The organism is Methylorubrum rhodesianum (assembly GCF_014199985.1).
Classification (GTDB): domain Bacteria; phylum Pseudomonadota; class Alphaproteobacteria; order Rhizobiales; family Beijerinckiaceae; genus Methylobacterium; species Methylobacterium rhodesianum.
In genome coordinates this window covers 115781-130805 of the sequence record NZ_JACHOS010000010.1, presented here as the reverse complement: position 1 = coordinate 130805, position 15025 = coordinate 115781, and the positions used below count along the sequence as shown (strand labels likewise).

Sequence of the window (15025 nt, the reverse complement as noted above, 5' to 3'; positions counted from 1 at the left end):
AGGAGGCGCGTCAGCTCCTCCGCATCAGGCGTGGTCCGCGCGAGGGCGGAGAAGTCGTGCCCTGTGGGAACGGTGCCGAGAAGCGAGGTGAAGGCGTCGTTGCACAGGGCCGTGAGCGCCGGGCCCCAGGCCAGGGCCGCCGGTGCGCGCAGGGTGGTCACGAATTCGTGGGCGGAGCGCAGCGACGTATCCGAGCAGGTCTCGATCGGGTCGAGCGGCGTCCCGGCCCGATCGTCCTCACGAATCCGCCGATCCGGCGTGCCCGGATACGACGGACGGCCGGACGGATCCGTCTTCGCGCCCATCCCACACCCCGCTGTGGCTCGATGGGCTCAACCTAAGAGACAGTCCGATACGCTTGTAAAGCACGCGTCGGTTGGATCGGGCGTGTCCGGCGCTCGAGCCGACCGAGCCCCGCCGAACCCGATTTCGGGCCGGCGGGGCAATCGGATCGACTACGCTCCGCGCAGGGACGAGAGATCGAGCGGCAGCGAGCGCAGGCGCTGACCCGTCGCGGCGAAGACCGCGTTGGCGATGGCCGGCGCCAGCACCGGCACGCCGGGCTCGCCGATGCCGGTGGGCGCGACGTCGGAGGGCACGATGTGAACCTCCACCTGCGGCATCTCGGAGATCCGGGTCGGCTGGTAGCTGTCGAAGTTTCTCTCCTGCACCACGCCGTCCTTGAGGGTGATGCGATTGCGCAGCACCGCCGAGAGGGCGAAGCCGACCGCACCCTCGACCTGGGCGCGGACGTTGTCCGGGTTCACCGCCACGCCGACATCGACCGCCGCGACGATGCGGTTGACCTTCGCCGTGGAATCGCCGGCCGTGACGTCGGCGACCATCGCCACGTAGGAGCCGAAGGATTCGTGCACGGCGACGCCGAGGCCGCGGCCCTTCTCGGAGGGTTTCTGGCTCCAGCCCGATTTCTCGGCGGCGAGGCGCAGCACGCCGGACAGGCGCGGGGCCCGGGTCAGCAGCGACAGCCGGTAGGCGACCGGGTCGGCGCCAGCCGCATGCGCCAGTTCGTCGATGAACACCTCCATGACGTGGGCGGTGTGGGTGTGGCCGACCGAGCGCCACCACAGCACCGGCACGCCCTCGCGGGCATTGTGCACCTCGAACCGGTAGGCCGGGAGCGCATAGGGCGTGTCGGAGGCGCCCTCGACGGTGGTGGAGTCGATCCCGTTCTTCACGAGCATCGCCTCAAAAGGCGAGCCGATCATGATCGACTTGCCGACCATGGCGTGGCGCCAGCCGGTGATCTGGCCCTTGGCGTCGAGGCCGGCCTTGACCGTGTGATAGACCTGCGGGCGGTAGTAGCCGCCGGCCATGTCGTCCTCGCGGGTCCAGACGAGGTGGACCGGTGCCTTGCCGTCCCAGGCCTTCACGATCGCGGCGGCCTCGGCGAAGTAGTCGGCACCGGGCGTCGCGCGCCGGCCGAACGAGCCGCCAGCCCATTGCGTGTGCAGCCGGACCTTGTCGTTCGTGACGCCCAGCGTCGCGGCGAGCACGGCCTGCTCGACCGTCTGGATCTGGCAGCCGGCATAGACGTCGTAGCTGCCGTCCGCCGCCCGCTCGATCGTGGCGTTCAGCGGCTCCATCGCCGCATGAGCGAGGTAGGGGAAGGCGAATTCCGCCTCCAGCACCTTGGCGGCGCCCTTGATGCCGGCATCGGCATCGCCCGCCTGCGAGGCGACGAGGCCGGGGGTCCTGGCGGTCTCGCGGTACTCGGCGAGGATCGCGTCGGAGGAGCGGGTCTCGGCGGCGGCGTCGTCCCAGGTGACCTTGAGCGCCTCGCGAGCCTTCATCGCGCTCCAGGTGTCGCGGGCGATCACCGCTACGCCGGTGGGGATCGTCACGATGCCGACGACGCCCGGCATCCCCTGGGCGGCCTCCGCATCGACCGCCTTCACCGTGGCGCCGAAGCGCGGCGGGTGGGCGACCACCGCCGTGACCTGGCCGGGGCGGCGGATGTCGAGGGAGTAGATCGCCGTGCCGTCGGTCTTCGCGACCGAATCGATGCGCGGCACGCGCCCGCCGATCAGTGTCCACTCGGCCGGCGTCTTCAGGCGCGGCTCCTGCGGCACCGGCTTGGCGGCGGCGGCTTCCGCGAACGCGCCGAAGCGCGCCTGCTTGCCGGACTTATGGCTGATGACGCCCTTCGCGACGGTGATCTCGCCCGCCGGCACGCCCCATTTCTCGGCCGCCGCGGCGACCAGCATGGCGCGGGCGGCGGCCCCCGCCTTGCGGAGCTGGAACCAGGAATTGGCGATCGCCGTCGAGCCGCCGGTGCCCTGAACGGGACCCATCAGCAGGTTGGCGTAGAGCTTCGCGTCGGCCGGGGCGAAGGCGACGCGCATCTGGCTCCAATCCGCGTCGAGTTCGTCGGCGAGGATGGTGGCGAGGCCGGTCGTGTTGCCCTGGCCCATGTCGAGGTGCTTGATCATCACCGTGACGGTGTCGTCGGCGGCGATCCGCACGAAGGCGTTGGGCTGGGCGGGGGCCTTCGACAGCGCGTCCGAACCTTCCGCGGCGCGGGCGCCCTTCAGGTCGAGGCGGAAGGCGAGCAGCACGGCGCCCGCCGCCGCGCCGGTGAGGAAGGCGCGCCGCGACGGAACAGGCGCATCGATCGTGTCGAGCTTGAGCATGCCGGGCTCCAAATCTTGATAGGCTGCGAGGCGGCTCAGGCGAGCGAGCGGGCGGCTTCGTGGATGGCGGCGCGGATACGCTGATAGGTGCCGCAGCGGCAGACATTGCCGTCCATGGCGCCGTCGATATCCGCGTCGGTCGGCTTCGGGTTGTCGGTGAGCAGGCCGATGGCCGACATGATCTGGCCGGACTGGCAGTAGCCGCACTGGACCACGTCGAGGCCGCGCCACGCCGCCTTCACCGCATCGGCCACCTTGCCGTGGACGCCCTCGATCGTCGTGATCTTGGCCTCGCCCACGTCACCGATGCGGGTCTGGCAGGAGCGCACCGGCTGGCCGTCCAGATGCACCGTGCAGGCGCCGCACTGGGCGATGCCGCAGCCGTACTTGGTGCCGGTCATGTCGAGCTGGTCGCGGATCACCCAGAGCAGGGGCATGTCGGGGTCGGCATCGACCTCCCGGACCACGCCGTTCAGGTTGAGGGTCAGCATGGGCGCACTCCGCGATCGACGTGCCGCACGAAGCGCCCGGGCTCGTGGCCGCCGATCCGCCGGGGAAGGCCGCCGTGGGAATGCTGCTTCGACGTCACTTGGAATCGTTCCGATTCTGATCCCGGATCGCCATTCCTGATGTGCGGCAGCGCACCTGAATACGAAATGGGTTTTCGCCGACCCGGATCGGCGCAATTCGCCGGAGTGTCGAAGCCGCTTCTTAACGGTTCGCGGGCAGGCTGTGGGCTCTCCACCTCGCCCCGTGCGCCGCAAGTCCACGACCGGCCCCACGTCCCGCTCCCGATTGGCGATCTCGACTGTTATGGCCGACCTCACAGCGGAGATGGTGCAAAGGGGACGCGGACCCTCGTCGCAGGAGGTGGCCAAGCGCCGCGGCATCGCGCGCGACATGCGCTCGGCCCGGGAGCGGCTGACCTCGACGAGCGGCCTGGAGCGGGCCTTCGATTACGAGTTGCTCCGCCTCTACGCCCAGTACCGGGTGGGCGCGGGCATCCCGCTCCTCGTGCTGGCGCTGGTGGTGGCCGGGGCCTCCTCGATCTGGGTGCCGGCCGTGACCGCGGCCGTCTGGGCGACCGGGGCGCTCGCGGCCACCGCGATGATGCTGATCCTCAGCCGCCGCTTCCTGCGGCAGGCACCGAACAGCCTGCCACTCAAGCGCTGGGGACGCCTCTTCATCGCCGCCGAGTTCGGCCAGAGCCTCGCGTGGGCGATGCTGCTGCTGGTGGGCGTTCCCGATGCCCGCACCCTCGCGCTATTCGGCCTCGTCATCATCGCGGCGGTGACGACGATGCTCGCCGCGACCGTGCCGGTCGCCGCCCTGTCGGGCCTTCTGCCGCTGATGCTGGCGGCGGTGTCGCTGCTGCTCTTCTCCCGCGACATGGACACGATGCTCCTCGTCGCGATGACGGTGGCGAGCCAGATCTTCTTCGCCGGGCTGGCGCGGCGCCTCTACGCCTCCGCCGTCGGCACGCTGCAATCACGGGCGGAGAAGGACGCGATCTTCGCCGAACTCGAGCAGGCCAAGGCCAATTCCGACGAGGCCCGGCGGCGGGCGGAGGAGGCGAACCTCGCCAAGTCCCGCTTCCTCGCCACCATGAGCCACGAGCTGCGCACGCCCTTGAACGCCATCCTCGGCTTCTCGGAGGTGATGAAGAACGAGGTGTTCGGCGCCCACGCCGCCCCGGCCTACCGGGAATACGCCACCGACATCCACGACAGCGGGATGCACCTGCTCAATCTCATCAACGAGATCCTCGACCTCTCGCGCATCGAGGCCGGCCGCTACGACCTGAGCGAGGAGGCGGTGCAGCTCGCCCATACGGTCGAGGAATGTCGCCACATGATGACCCTGCGCGCCCGCAGCAAGGGCCAGACCTTCGCCAGCCTCATCGACGATTCCCTGCCCCGCCTCTGGGCGGACGAGCGGGCCCTGCGCCAGATCGTGCTCAACCTCCTGTCGAACGCGGTGAAGTTCACGCCGCCGGGCGGCGAGATCACGATCAAGGTCGGCTGGACCTCGTCGGGCGGGCAGTATGTCAGCGTCAAGGATTCCGGGCCCGGCATCCCCGAGGACGAACTCGGCACGGTGATGTCCTCGTTCGGGCGCGGCTCGCTGGCGATCAAGACCGCCGAGCAGGGCTCCGGCCTGGGACTTCCGATCGTGAAGGGGCTGATCGACCTCCACGGCGGCGGCTTCCAGCTCAAGTCGAAGCCGCGAGAGGGCACCGAGGTGATCGTCACCTTCCCCGCGAGCCGCGGCATGGACGCCCTCGCCGCCGTGAACCTCGGCGACGGGACGGCCGCGGCCGAGGCATCCCCGTCCCGCCGGGCGCGGGCGGCCTGAGGAGGCAGATCAGTCCGCGCGTCTCAAGCCAAGCGTCTCACTCCGCGCTCTTGCCCGAAACGCCCGCCTGCTCGAACGTCGCCATGTCGCGGTGGCAGGCGAGCGCGCCCTTCAGGAGGCCCAGCGCCAGGGCCGCGCCCGAGGCTTCGCCGAGACGCATGTCGAGCGAGAGGACGGGCTTGAGGCCGAGCCGCTCCAGCACCGCGCCATGCGCGCCTTCCGCCGAGCGGTGGCCGGCGAGGCAATGATCGAGGGCGTGCGGGTCGGCGGCGTGCAGCACGGCGGCCGCCGCGGTGGCGACGTAGCCGTCGAGCACCACCGGCACCCGCTGCAGCCGCGCGGCGAGGATGGCCCCGGCCATCGCCGCGATCTCCCGCCCGCCGAGCCGCGCCAGCACCGCCAGCGGGTCGCTCAAGTGATCCTTGTGGGTCTCGATCGCCAGCCGCACCGCCTCGGCCTTGCGGGCGAGGCCGGCCGCGTCGAGCCCGGTCCCGCGCCCGACCCAGTGCTCGGCCTCGCCGCCGTAGAGCGCGGCGTAGATCGCCGCCGCGACCGTGGTGTTGCCGATCCCCATCTCGCCGACGGCGAGGCAATCGGTGCCCGCCGCCACCGCCTCCATGCCGAAGGCCATGGTGGCGACGCACCCCTTCTCGTCCAGTGCCGGGCCGGAGCAGATGTCGCCGGTCGGCAGATCGACGGCGAGGTCGAACACCCGGAAGCCGAGGCCGTAGGCGGCGCAGAGCTGATTGATCGCCGCGCCGCCGGCGGCGAAGTTGTCCAGCATCTGCCGGTTGACCGAGGCCGGGAAGGCCGAGACGCCGCGCTCCACCACGCCGTGGCTGCCCGCGAACACGCAGACCATCGGCCGGTCGAGTGTCGGCTTGGCCTTGCCCTGCCACGCGCCGAGCCACTCGACGAAGCCTTCGAGCCGCCCGAGCGCCCCCGGCGGCTTGGTCAATTGCGCGTCCCGCGCCCGAATCGCCGCGATCGCGTCCCCGTCGGGGCCGGGCATCTCGGTCAGCAGGCGGCGGATGTCGGCGAAGGGGGAGGCGGCCGGGTCTGAGGTCATCGAAGGGGCTCTGAAGTGTCGCTTGCGCGTCGGGTGCGGGGACACCGCGAAAGGAGGTCGCCCGATCGGCGCGGGAATTGCCACCGGATAGCCGGCGGCGCCGCGTAGCAGGCAGGAGGCTCCGGGCGCTATAGAAGCGGACGGGCCTGCGGGTCCAGGCGGCGAGTCAGAGGGGGACGGGATGATCGAGCGCAGCGGCCGCGATCTCGGGCCGCCCTTTCCCGGTGCGGAATGGGTCTACGACCTCGCCGCCTGCCTCCGCTTCTTCACCCGCCTGCCGGTCCCGCCCTTGCCCGACGAGCCGGCGCCCTATGCCGCACCGGATTTCCGCACGGTGCCGCGGATGCTGCCCCTGGCCGGCCTGCTCATCGCGGCGCCGGCCGCCCTGATGCTGGTGATCGCCTGGGAGATCCGCCTCGGGCCGTTCGTCGCCGCCGCGCTCGCCCTCGCCACGCTGGCACTGATCACCGGCGCCATGCACGAGGACGGCCTGGCCGACGTCGCCGACGGGTTCGGCGGCGGGCAGAGCCGCGAGCGCATCCTGGAGATCATGCGCGACAGCCGCATCGGCGCCTATGGCGGCACCGCTCTGTTCCTCGGGCTGGCGCTGCGCGCGGCGATGCTCGCGACCCTGCTCGACCGCTCCGGCTCACTCGCCGCCGTCGCGCTCCTCTTCGCCGCCGCCCTGTCGCGGACGGTGGCGCTGGTTCCGCTCGCGATTCTCGACCCCGCCCGTCCCGGGGGGGCAGGCGCCGCCGTCGGACGGCCGACCCGTGCGACCCTCGCGGTTGCGGGGCTGATCTGCCTGATCCTCGCCGGCATCGCCGCCGCCCTCGGCCTGCCGCCGCTCGGCCTCGGCCTCGCGCTGATCCTGGCGCCGCTCGCGGCTTTCGGCCTGAGCGCCCTCGCCGAGCGGAAGATCGGCGGCCAGACCGGCGACGTCGTCGGCGCCTGTCAGCAGGTCGGCGAGATCGCCGTGCTGCTGGCCCTGGTGGCGGCGACGGCATAGGCGAGGGCCGGCCCGATGCTGAAGATCTTCCGACGGCTCTTTGCCGGCCAACGGCGGGGGCTGCAGAGCCGGGGAGCGTCCGACACGCCTGCGGAAAAGATCGATCGCGCCGACACCGCCGAGCGGATCGAGATCCTGGCCCGCGGCGGCTTCGAGTCCAGGGCCTCGACGCTCGAGACGATCCTGGACGAGTACCTCGACCCCGATACGGTCGATCCGCAGGACCGCCGCTGGGTCGAGGCGGAGGTGGCCCGCGCCTTCGCGGCGAAGCGGGCCGACGAGGTGACGTGGCCGCTGGAGACGGATTTCGACCGGCTCGCCGTCGCCTTCGACGCGCTCGACGCCCGCGGGATCATCGCGCTGCATTGCGCCGGCTACACCCGCTCCGACGGGATCTCGGACGCGGCCGAGGTGTACCACCAGCGCAGGGAGCGCGGGCGCGCCTCGCGCGGGTTCGTGTTCTACCACGGGCAGGATGTCGAGGCCGTCCTCGTCGACCGGGGCCTCTATCTCGCCTTCGGCGCGTTCGACGAGCGCGACGAGACCATGGCCGCCATCGCCGCCGAGATCGTGGCCGCCGTGGAGGCGCAGGGCCTGCGGACGGAGTGGGACGGCGACGTCGGCAGGCGCATCCTCGTTCACCCGATCCGCTGGTTGAAGCGCAGCCCGTCCGACGACCCGCGGGAGGGATAAGGTTTCCGATCAGACCTTGATTCACGGCCCCGCTCCGTCCCATCTGCACGGGCGATGCTGGCGACTCCTGCGAAAAAACCCTCCTCACCCTGCACCAAGGTCTGCGTGCTCGATGCCGTGACGGGCCTGTGCGAGGGCTGCGGGCGCACGCGCGACGAGATCGGGCTGTGGGGCTCGCTCTCCGAACCGCAGCGTCTGGCGGTCATGGCGGCGCTGCCCGAGCGGCTGCGCCGGGCCTACCCCGAGCGGGAGCCGCGCGCGTCATGATGTGGGCCGGGCTCGCCATCCTCGGGGTCGGCTTCGTCGTCCTGATCGCCAACCACGACGGCGGCCCGGTGATGGGGCTCGATCCGGATCAGCTCGCCGGCCTCGTCTCGATGACGGCGCTGCTCCTCCTCCTCACCGCGGGGCGCTGGCGGCAGGCGCTCGCCATGCCGGGCCGGACCCTCACCTCGATCCTGATCTGGCTCGCCATCGGCGCGGTGATCGTCGTCGGCTACACCTACCGCGACGACGCGCAGCGGGTCGGCGCCAACGTCGTCGGGGCGCTGCGCCCCGGGACCGCCGTGGTCGGCCCCGGCGGCGAGGTGACGATCACCCGCCGCTCCGACGGCGATTTCTCGGTGCTGGCGGAGGTGAATGGCGGCTCCGAGGAACGCTTCGTCTTCGACACCGGGGCGAGCAGCGTCGTGCTCACCGCCACGACCGCCGAGCGGCTCGGCATCCGCCCGCCGGAGAGCGCCTTCACCCAGCGGGTCTCCACCGCCAACGGCACCGCGCTCACCGCGCCGATCCGGCTCGACTCGATCACGGTCGGGCCGATCACCGAGCGCAACGTCAACGCGATAGTGAGTCGGCCGGGCGTGCTGACCACCAACCTGCTCGGCCAGAGCTTCCTCGACCGGCTGCCCTCCTACGAGGTGCGCGGCGACCGGCTGATCCTGCGCAGCCGGTGACGGCGGTTTCCGCCGGCATCAACGGTCCCTTTTACGTTTTGAGACGTCCGCGGACCGACGCGCGCCCATCGGCACCGCGCCGGCCCGGCGCCACCTCGCGGTGGGGCTTCGTCGGCAGGTTGCCTCGGCTGTCGGTCCGCTCCTTGCCGGGCAGAGCGGCGGCCAAAGGCGGGGCGGGTGCTCACGTCGCAAGGCCGACCACCGCGCGGCGGCGGAGTGCGGCGGCCGGGCGATCTCGCCTGTTGCGCGGGAAGCGCGCCGCCTTGAGCGTTCGCTCGTCCCGCCCGTCGGCGCCTCACATCACGCGGCTCGGCTGCGCCGCCGGGGCAGGCCTATTAAACGTGTCACGGGTCGTCCTTCGGTGCAGGCCAAGCAGCTCTCCGATGATCGCGCCGAGCAAGTGGCAGAAGCAATCGTCAGTGAGGCAGACGTCCCTGCCTATTCCCGCACCGATCGGTCAGAAGCCGACTTCGGTATCGTGCGCGGCGACTTGAATTTTAGGTTCTGAAACCAAGGCCCTGGCTTGTTTCTTGCGTGAAGGAGTGAACCGCAGCCGCGGGAAATCGTTTGAACGGCTCAGCCTTCCCGGAGCGTGTCATGGACCCGCTCGGCGGAAGGTTGTGAGGGGAGCGTTTCGAACGGAGACTCTGAACGTGGCCACTCCTGCCTATCCCGCCACCCGGCGCCTTACCCTGGTCGCAGGATTTGCGGCTGCCCTGCTCGGCCTCGCGCCGCCGGCGGCTTTCGCTCAATCCGTCACCGCACCGGTCGTCGAGGCCCCCGCCATCGAGGCGCCGACCGCGTCCAATCCCGGCAACGGGCTGCCTCAGGGCGCGCTGGTCTTCCACGGCAATTATTGCGGCCCGGGCAGCCGCGGCGCCGGCCTTCCTCCGGTCGACGCCCTCGACCGGGCCTGCATGCACCACGATGCCTGCTCGCCGCCCGTGGGCGAGGGGCTCCCCACCTGCTCCTGCAACGACCGGCTGGCGCGCGAGGCCGCCGTGGTCGCCCGCACGCCGCGGATCGACGACGAACTGCGCACGGCGGCGGAGTTCGTCGCACTCGGCGCCAAGGCGCTCGCCTGCGAACCCTGATCGTTTCGCCCCAATTGTAGATCGGCGCGGAACCCCGGTTCCGCGCCGGGACCGCCTTACGGCGCCTCGGGCGTCTCCATCGGAATGCCCAGCGCGTCGAGGCCTTCCTCGAGCAGCGAGGCCGCGTCCGGAGTGCCGAGCAATTCGCGCATCACCGTGTCGCCGGCGGCCTCGCGCTCCTTGGCGAAGCCGACCGCCGTCTTCCACTCCGCCGCCTCGTAATCGCCGCGGCCGATGTAGAGGAGCGCTCCGAGATCGGCGCGCTCGTCCTCGTTGAGGCCGGCGATCATGCTGCGGATCTCCTGCTCGGTGGCGTCGTCGGTGCCGCTGGTCAGGATGTCGATCGAGCCGTCGTCGGTCGGGTTGGAACCCGAATCCGGGTCGGTCACGCCTTCCTTCACCTCGACGGCGCGCAGCCGAAGGATGATCTCGGTGACCTTGTCGAGGGCGATGTCCATACGTCACTCCAGCTTCGACGGGCCCCGCCCAAGACGGAGGCGCGTCGGGTTCGAACGGACCGCGCGGGATCCGTCGCGGTCGTCCGGACCAGCCGGTGACATCGGGCCGCAACGGGGGCGCAGAGCCTCGACAACCCGTGGCGTGGCCATTGGTTCGGTGCGGCTGGAGCGCCTTGCCGGGCGGGATGGCGCGGGGGTGACGGATACGGCCACCCCGTGCGGGCTGAAATGCGCGTTAGGCGCGGGGCGGATACCCGCCCGTCTCGGCGGGCACGGTCCGCGCCGGACGCTCTTCCTCCCGCCGGTGCCACATCAGGAGCAGGGCGGAAACCACGAGCCAGGGACCGGCGATCCCGATGAAGAACGACATGGGCGCATCTCCCGCGCGGCGGCCTCCGTCGATGCGAGAGAATCCGTTCCGCGCCGAAGGATGATAGGCGCTGCCGCCGAGCCCGCAAGCCGGCCGTCAGACGAAGAGTTCGGGACGGCGCAGGCGCAGGGCGAGCAGGAGCACCAGCGTCTTCATGTCGGTGATCTCGCCGGCCTCGCTCATCGCCGCGAGGGCGGCGAGCGGCATCTCGACCACGGTGATGGCCTCGTGCTCCTCGGCCAAGCCGCCGCCCGGTCCTTCCCGGTCGCTTTCCGCGTAGGGAGCGAGGAACAGGTGCATCCGCTCGGTGGAGATTCCCGGAAGGCTCCACACCGTGGAGACCGGCTCGAGACGCGACAGCCGCAGCCCGGTCTCCTCGAAGGCCTCGCGGCGCACGCCCTCCGCCGGATCGGCCTCATCGAGCAGGCCCGCGGGCACTTCGAGCAGATCGGCCACGCCCGCGGTGAAGAAGGGCGGCGCGCGGAACTGGCGGATCAGCAGGGCGACCCGACGCTCCGGGTCGTAGGGCAGCACGCACACGGCCTCCCCGTGATCCTCGATCTCGCGGGTCACCTCGGCGCCCTCGGGCGTCGTCACATCGGCGACGACGAAGCTGGCCCAGCCGTCGTGAACGGTGCGGGTGCCGCGGATCTCGGGGGGCATGGCGTCTCCAGAAGGACTTGCAGGAGGGCTCGAAGGCGGGCGTGTCCGGGTTCAGGTCGACTCCGCCGCCCGGTCGGCGCCGCGGCGAATCAGGAAGCGCAAGGCCGGCCCCTGCCGTTCCTGCGCCTCCAGAGCGGCCCCTTCCTCGCGGACGACGTTGGGGATGTCGATCCCCGCCAGCGGATCGGTGGCGGTCACGGCAAGCCGCGCTCCGGGCGCGAGCGCCCGTAGGGCTTTGCGCGTGCGCAGCGCCGGAAGGGGGCATTTGAGGCCGCTGAGGTCGAGTTCGACCGCGTCTCCGTTCGAAATCGCGGCCTGCAGAGTGTCGGACATGGCCGCGGCGTAGCACGAAAAACCCCGTCGGCTGGAGTGAGCCGGCGGGGCGATGTGTTTCACGGATCGCAGGCGTGGCTACCAGCCGTAGGGGCCGTAGCCGTAATAGCCGCCATAGGCCGGGTAGGCGTAGCCATAACCGCCATAGTAGCCGACGGGGCGGCCATAGCCGTAATACCCGCCATAGGCCGGGTAGTCGTAGTAGCGCGGGGCCGCGCTGGCGGCGATCGCACCGCCGATCAGGCCGAGTGCCGCGCCGGCCGCCAGGGCACCGCCGACGTTGCGGCGATAACCGTAGCCGTAGCCGTAACGGGGACCGTAATAGCCGCCGTAGTAACCGCGGCGCCAGCCGACGGTGTCGACGGTGGTGTTGCCGCCGCCGACCTGGGCGGCATTCATTGCGGGTAGAGGCGCGGCCTGTGCGGGCGGAACGGCCGTCACGGTCAGGCTCGCCGCCGTGAGGCCGGCCAGCGTCAGGGTCGTGATGCGGGACATGGATGCGGACTCCTTAGCTATAAGGAACACGCACAGGAACAACGAACCGCCGAACGCGTTCCAACGGCAAAGCTTGCCCGCGACGAAAATTCCTAAGGCTGGGCTGGTCGATGTCTCCCGCCGAGGCAGGGGCCGATTGGCCGGCCGCCTCTTCGTCGGTCGCACCGGCCGCCAGATCCGACCATGTCGCATCCGGCATGGTCCCGATCCCGTCTCGATTCCGACCTCCGATCGACCTTCACCGCGTCCACGCCGACGGGCGCCAACCGCGCTGCGCGACCGGCGATCGCGGAGCTGCAAGCGAAATGGTCGAGATCCGCCGCCGACCTCAGAACGTGCAGGCGGTGAAGGCCGGCTCCACCGACTTCTCCCAGGCGGTCTCGTAATCGGCGAGTCGGTCCTCCGCATGGCTGCGGCCGGCGGCGATGATCGCCTCCAGCGGCTGGAGGTAGACCGCCTCGTCGCGCCCGTTTCCGTCGCGGCGCGCCCGCGCCTGCAGCCCGGTGCGGGCGATGGCGAGCGCCTCGGCGGCCACCGCGCCGAGGCAGCGCCCGCCGATGCTGGCATGGAGCCCAAGCCGCGGCACGGCGGCGCGGATCGATTCGCGCTCGTTGGCGGACCAGCCGCGCACCAGATCCCAGGCGGCGGAGAGCGCCGTCTCGTCGTAGAGGAGGCCGACCCAGAAGGCCGATTGCGCCGCGATCATCGCCGGGCCGCCGACATCGGCGCCGCGCATCTCGAGGAAGCGCTTGAGCCGCACTTCCGGGAAGACGGTGGAGGCGTGGTTGGCCCAGTCCGACACCGTCGCCCGCTCGCCCGGCAACTGCGCGAGGCGCCCCTCCATCAGGTCGCGGAACGAGGCGCCGGCCACGTCGTGGTAGGTCTCGCCGCGCTTGACGAAGTACATCGGCACGTCGAGCAGCCAGTCGACATAGGCCTCGTAGCCGAAGCCCTCGTCGAAGGCGAAGGGGAGCATGCCGGTGCGGTCGGCGTCGGTGTCGCGCCAGATCTCGGAGCGGCGCGACAGGAAGCCGTTGGGCCGCCCGTCGGTGAAGGGGGAATTGGCGAAGAGCGCCGTGGCGATGGGCTGGAGCGCGAGGCTGACGCGCATCTTGCGCACCATGTCGGCCTCTGAGGCGAAATCGACATTCACCTGCACGGTCGCGGTGCGCAGCATCATGTCGAGGCCGAGCTTGCCCACCTTCGGCATGTAGTTGCGCATGATGCGGTAGCGGCTCTTCGGCATCTGCGGCGTCGCCTCGCGGGTCCATTTCGGACTCATGCCGAGGTCGAGGAAGCCGATGCCGAGCGGTTCGGCCGCGCGCCTCGCCGCCGCGAGGTGCTCGTCAAGTTCGGTGACCGTCGCGTGGATGTCGGGCAGCGGGGCGCCGGAGAGTTCGAACTGCCCGCCGGGCTCGATCGAGATCGCGCCCCCGCCCTCGTTGTTGGCCAGCCCGATGATGTTGCCGGCATCGAGAATCGGTTCCCACCCGGTCTCGCGGCCGAGGTTCTCCAGAAGCGCGCGGATGCCGCGCTCGCCCTCGTACGGCACCGGGGCGTGGTCTGCCGTGTAGAAGGGAATCTTTTCGTGCTCAGTGCCGATGGCGAAGCGCTCGCGCGGCTTCTCGCCCGCGGAGAACCACGCGATCAGTTCGTCCCGCGTCGTCAGCGGGGTTGTGTCGGACGTGTCGCGCGCCATGCGCTGCCTCGAAGGTAACGTCGGTCGAAGGGGGTCAGCGGCGCGCCGAAGGTCCGCCACCGGACGGGGCCGGCAGCGGCCTCACCGGATGTCGTGTCCTTAGAGGACGCCGCAAGACTGAACAACGCGCCCGCCGACCGCATGGCAGACATGCCTCAAGCTTCTGTTTACCGCCTCGGACCGGGCGATCACGGATTCGCGAAATACCGGGCGTAGGCCGTCCGCTCGATGCCCGCCCGAAGGAGGATCTGGAGCAGCAGCCGCGCCTTCAGACCCGACAGATGACCGGCCGAAAGCGCACCGCGCGCCAGCAGATCGATCTCGCCGCCGGGATATCCGTATGTGCGCGAGAACACAGGGCCCGCCTGCGTCCGCGAGGCGAGGACGACCGGCATCCGCTGCACAAGGGCGGAGACGATCTCGGCGAGGGCCTCCGGCACGTGGCCCGCACCCATCCCCTCGATCACGGCTCCGCGGAACCCGAGGTCCGGCAGGGCAGCGAGCAGCCGCCCGTCGTCGCCGATGCCCACCTTCAGCAGCGCCACCGGGGCCGATTCCTCCGCCAGGGGCGCCGCGAGGACGGGACCACGGTGGGATCGCAACCAGATCCGGACCTCGCCCTCGACGACGAGGCCGACCGGGCCGGCGAGCGGCGAGCGGAAGGCGGAGGGGAGGGCGGTGTGAGCCTTCTGCACCAGGCGCGCGGCGTGGATCTCGTCATTGAGGACGGCGACCACGCCGAGGCCCCGCGCCGCCGGGCTGCCCGCGACGATCGCGGCGGCCAGCAGGTTGCCGGGCCCGTCGGCCCCGGCGCTCTCCGGCCCGCGCATCGCTCCGGTGACGACGACGGTCTTGTCGCCGTCGACCAGAGTGTCGAGGACGAAGGCCGTCTCCTCGATCGTGTCGGTGCCCTGGATCACCACCGCGCCGTCGAGATCACCGGCGAGGCGCTCCCTCAGCGTGCGCGCCACCCCGATCAGGTCGTCGAGGGTCAGCCCGGCGCTCGGCCGGCGCAGCGGCGAGAGCGTCTCGATCGCTGCCACCGCCGCGAGCCCCGGCACCGAGGCCGCAAGGTCGGCCGCGGTCAGCGTCGGTACGATCCCGCCCTCGGTGGAGCGGGTCATGGTGATCGTCCCGCCGAGGGACAGGAGGAGGATGCGGGGCTTCGTCATTTTTCAAG

The 15025-nt window shown here is 71.1% G+C and carries 16 protein-coding genes; 6 read left to right on the top strand and 10 right to left on the bottom strand.

The features are described 5' to 3' along the window. Nucleotides 1-455 precede the first annotated feature (455 nt). Both HNR01_RS15915 and HNR01_RS15910 read right to left on the bottom strand, forming a co-directional pair. A complete protein-coding gene (locus HNR01_RS15915; protein ID WP_183668563.1) occupies nucleotides 456-2651 on the bottom strand; it encodes a xanthine dehydrogenase family protein molybdopterin-binding subunit in 2196 nt (731 codons plus the stop codon). 35 nt (nucleotides 2652-2686) lie between these two features. Continuing rightward, nucleotides 2687-3142, bottom strand: a complete 456-nt coding sequence (locus tag HNR01_RS15910; protein WP_183668561.1) for a (2Fe-2S)-binding protein — start codon at nucleotides 3140-3142, stop codon at nucleotides 2687-2689. Between the two features lie 322 nt (nucleotides 3143-3464). On the opposite strand from HNR01_RS15910, the gene HNR01_RS15905 reads away from it, so the two are divergent. Further along, nucleotides 3465-5006, top strand: coding sequence for a sensor histidine kinase (locus HNR01_RS15905; protein ID WP_153874168.1), 1542 nt, complete (start codon nucleotides 3465-3467; stop codon nucleotides 5004-5006). Nucleotides 5007-5043: 37 nt separating this feature from the next. Here the strand turns inward: HNR01_RS15905 and cobT are convergent, their stop codons facing one another. Beyond that, on the bottom strand, nucleotides 5044-6075 hold the full coding sequence (gene cobT / locus HNR01_RS15900; RefSeq protein ID WP_017487177.1) for a nicotinate-nucleotide--dimethylbenzimidazole phosphoribosyltransferase: 1032 nt from the start codon (nucleotides 6073-6075) through the stop codon (nucleotides 5044-5046). A gap of 181 nt (nucleotides 6076-6256) precedes the next feature. On the opposite strand from cobT, the gene cobS reads away from it, so the two are divergent. From cobS to HNR01_RS15875, 5 genes are all read left to right on the top strand, one after another. Continuing rightward, entirely contained in the window at nucleotides 6257-7084 is an 828-nt protein-coding gene (gene cobS, locus HNR01_RS15895) for an adenosylcobinamide-GDP ribazoletransferase (protein ID WP_153874166.1), read from the top strand. 15 nt (nucleotides 7085-7099) lie between these two features. Continuing rightward, the gene (locus HNR01_RS15890) at nucleotides 7100-7777 is read left to right on the top strand and encodes a DUF6891 domain-containing protein (RefSeq protein ID WP_183668559.1); all 678 of its coding nucleotides are present in this window, start codon (nucleotides 7100-7102) and stop codon (nucleotides 7775-7777) included. Nucleotides 7778-7831: 54 nt separating this feature from the next. Continuing rightward, a complete protein-coding gene (locus tag HNR01_RS15885) occupies nucleotides 7832-8044 on the top strand; it encodes a DUF1289 domain-containing protein (RefSeq protein ID WP_153874164.1) in 213 nt (70 codons plus the stop codon). Then, nucleotides 8041-8733, top strand: a complete 693-nt coding sequence (locus HNR01_RS15880; RefSeq protein WP_183668557.1) for a retropepsin-like aspartic protease family protein — start codon at nucleotides 8041-8043, stop codon at nucleotides 8731-8733. Before HNR01_RS15885 ends, HNR01_RS15880 begins: the two co-directional genes overlap by 4 nt. Before the next feature lie 653 nt (nucleotides 8734-9386). Further along, the gene (locus HNR01_RS15875; protein ID WP_183668555.1) at nucleotides 9387-9827 is read left to right on the top strand and encodes a phospholipase A2 family protein; all 441 of its coding nucleotides are present in this window, start codon (nucleotides 9387-9389) and stop codon (nucleotides 9825-9827) included. 56 nt (nucleotides 9828-9883) lie between these two features. On the opposite strand, the gene HNR01_RS15870 is transcribed toward HNR01_RS15875, so the two are convergent. The 7 genes from HNR01_RS15870 to HNR01_RS15845 form a co-directional block, all read right to left on the bottom strand. Continuing rightward, entirely contained in the window at nucleotides 9884-10285 is a 402-nt protein-coding gene (locus tag HNR01_RS15870) for a DUF3775 domain-containing protein (protein ID WP_017487183.1), read from the bottom strand. 235 nt (nucleotides 10286-10520) lie between these two features. Further along, nucleotides 10521-10655 (bottom strand): hypothetical protein, encoded by a 135-nt coding sequence (locus tag HNR01_RS27915; protein ID WP_017487184.1) that lies wholly within the window; start codon nucleotides 10653-10655, stop codon nucleotides 10521-10523. Nucleotides 10656-10751: 96 nt separating this feature from the next. Continuing rightward, nucleotides 10752-11318: an NUDIX domain-containing protein gene (locus HNR01_RS15865; RefSeq protein ID WP_017487185.1), complete on the bottom strand. Its 567-nt coding sequence runs from the start codon at nucleotides 11316-11318 to the stop codon at nucleotides 10752-10754. Nucleotides 11319-11369: 51 nt separating this feature from the next. Next, nucleotides 11370-11651: a sulfurtransferase TusA family protein gene (locus HNR01_RS15860; protein ID WP_183668553.1), complete on the bottom strand. Its 282-nt coding sequence runs from the start codon at nucleotides 11649-11651 to the stop codon at nucleotides 11370-11372. Nucleotides 11652-11729: 78 nt separating this feature from the next. After that, a complete protein-coding gene (locus tag HNR01_RS15855; RefSeq protein ID WP_017487187.1) occupies nucleotides 11730-12146 on the bottom strand; it encodes a hypothetical protein in 417 nt (138 codons plus the stop codon). Nucleotides 12147-12474: 328 nt separating this feature from the next. Further along, complete coding sequence (locus tag HNR01_RS15850; protein WP_017487188.1) at nucleotides 12475-13845, bottom strand: glutamate--cysteine ligase; 1371 nt, start codon at nucleotides 13843-13845, stop codon at nucleotides 12475-12477. Between the two features lie 188 nt (nucleotides 13846-14033). Beyond that, nucleotides 14034-15017: an asparaginase gene (locus tag HNR01_RS15845; RefSeq protein WP_183668551.1), complete on the bottom strand. Its 984-nt coding sequence runs from the start codon at nucleotides 15015-15017 to the stop codon at nucleotides 14034-14036. Nucleotides 15018-15025 lie beyond the last annotated feature (8 nt).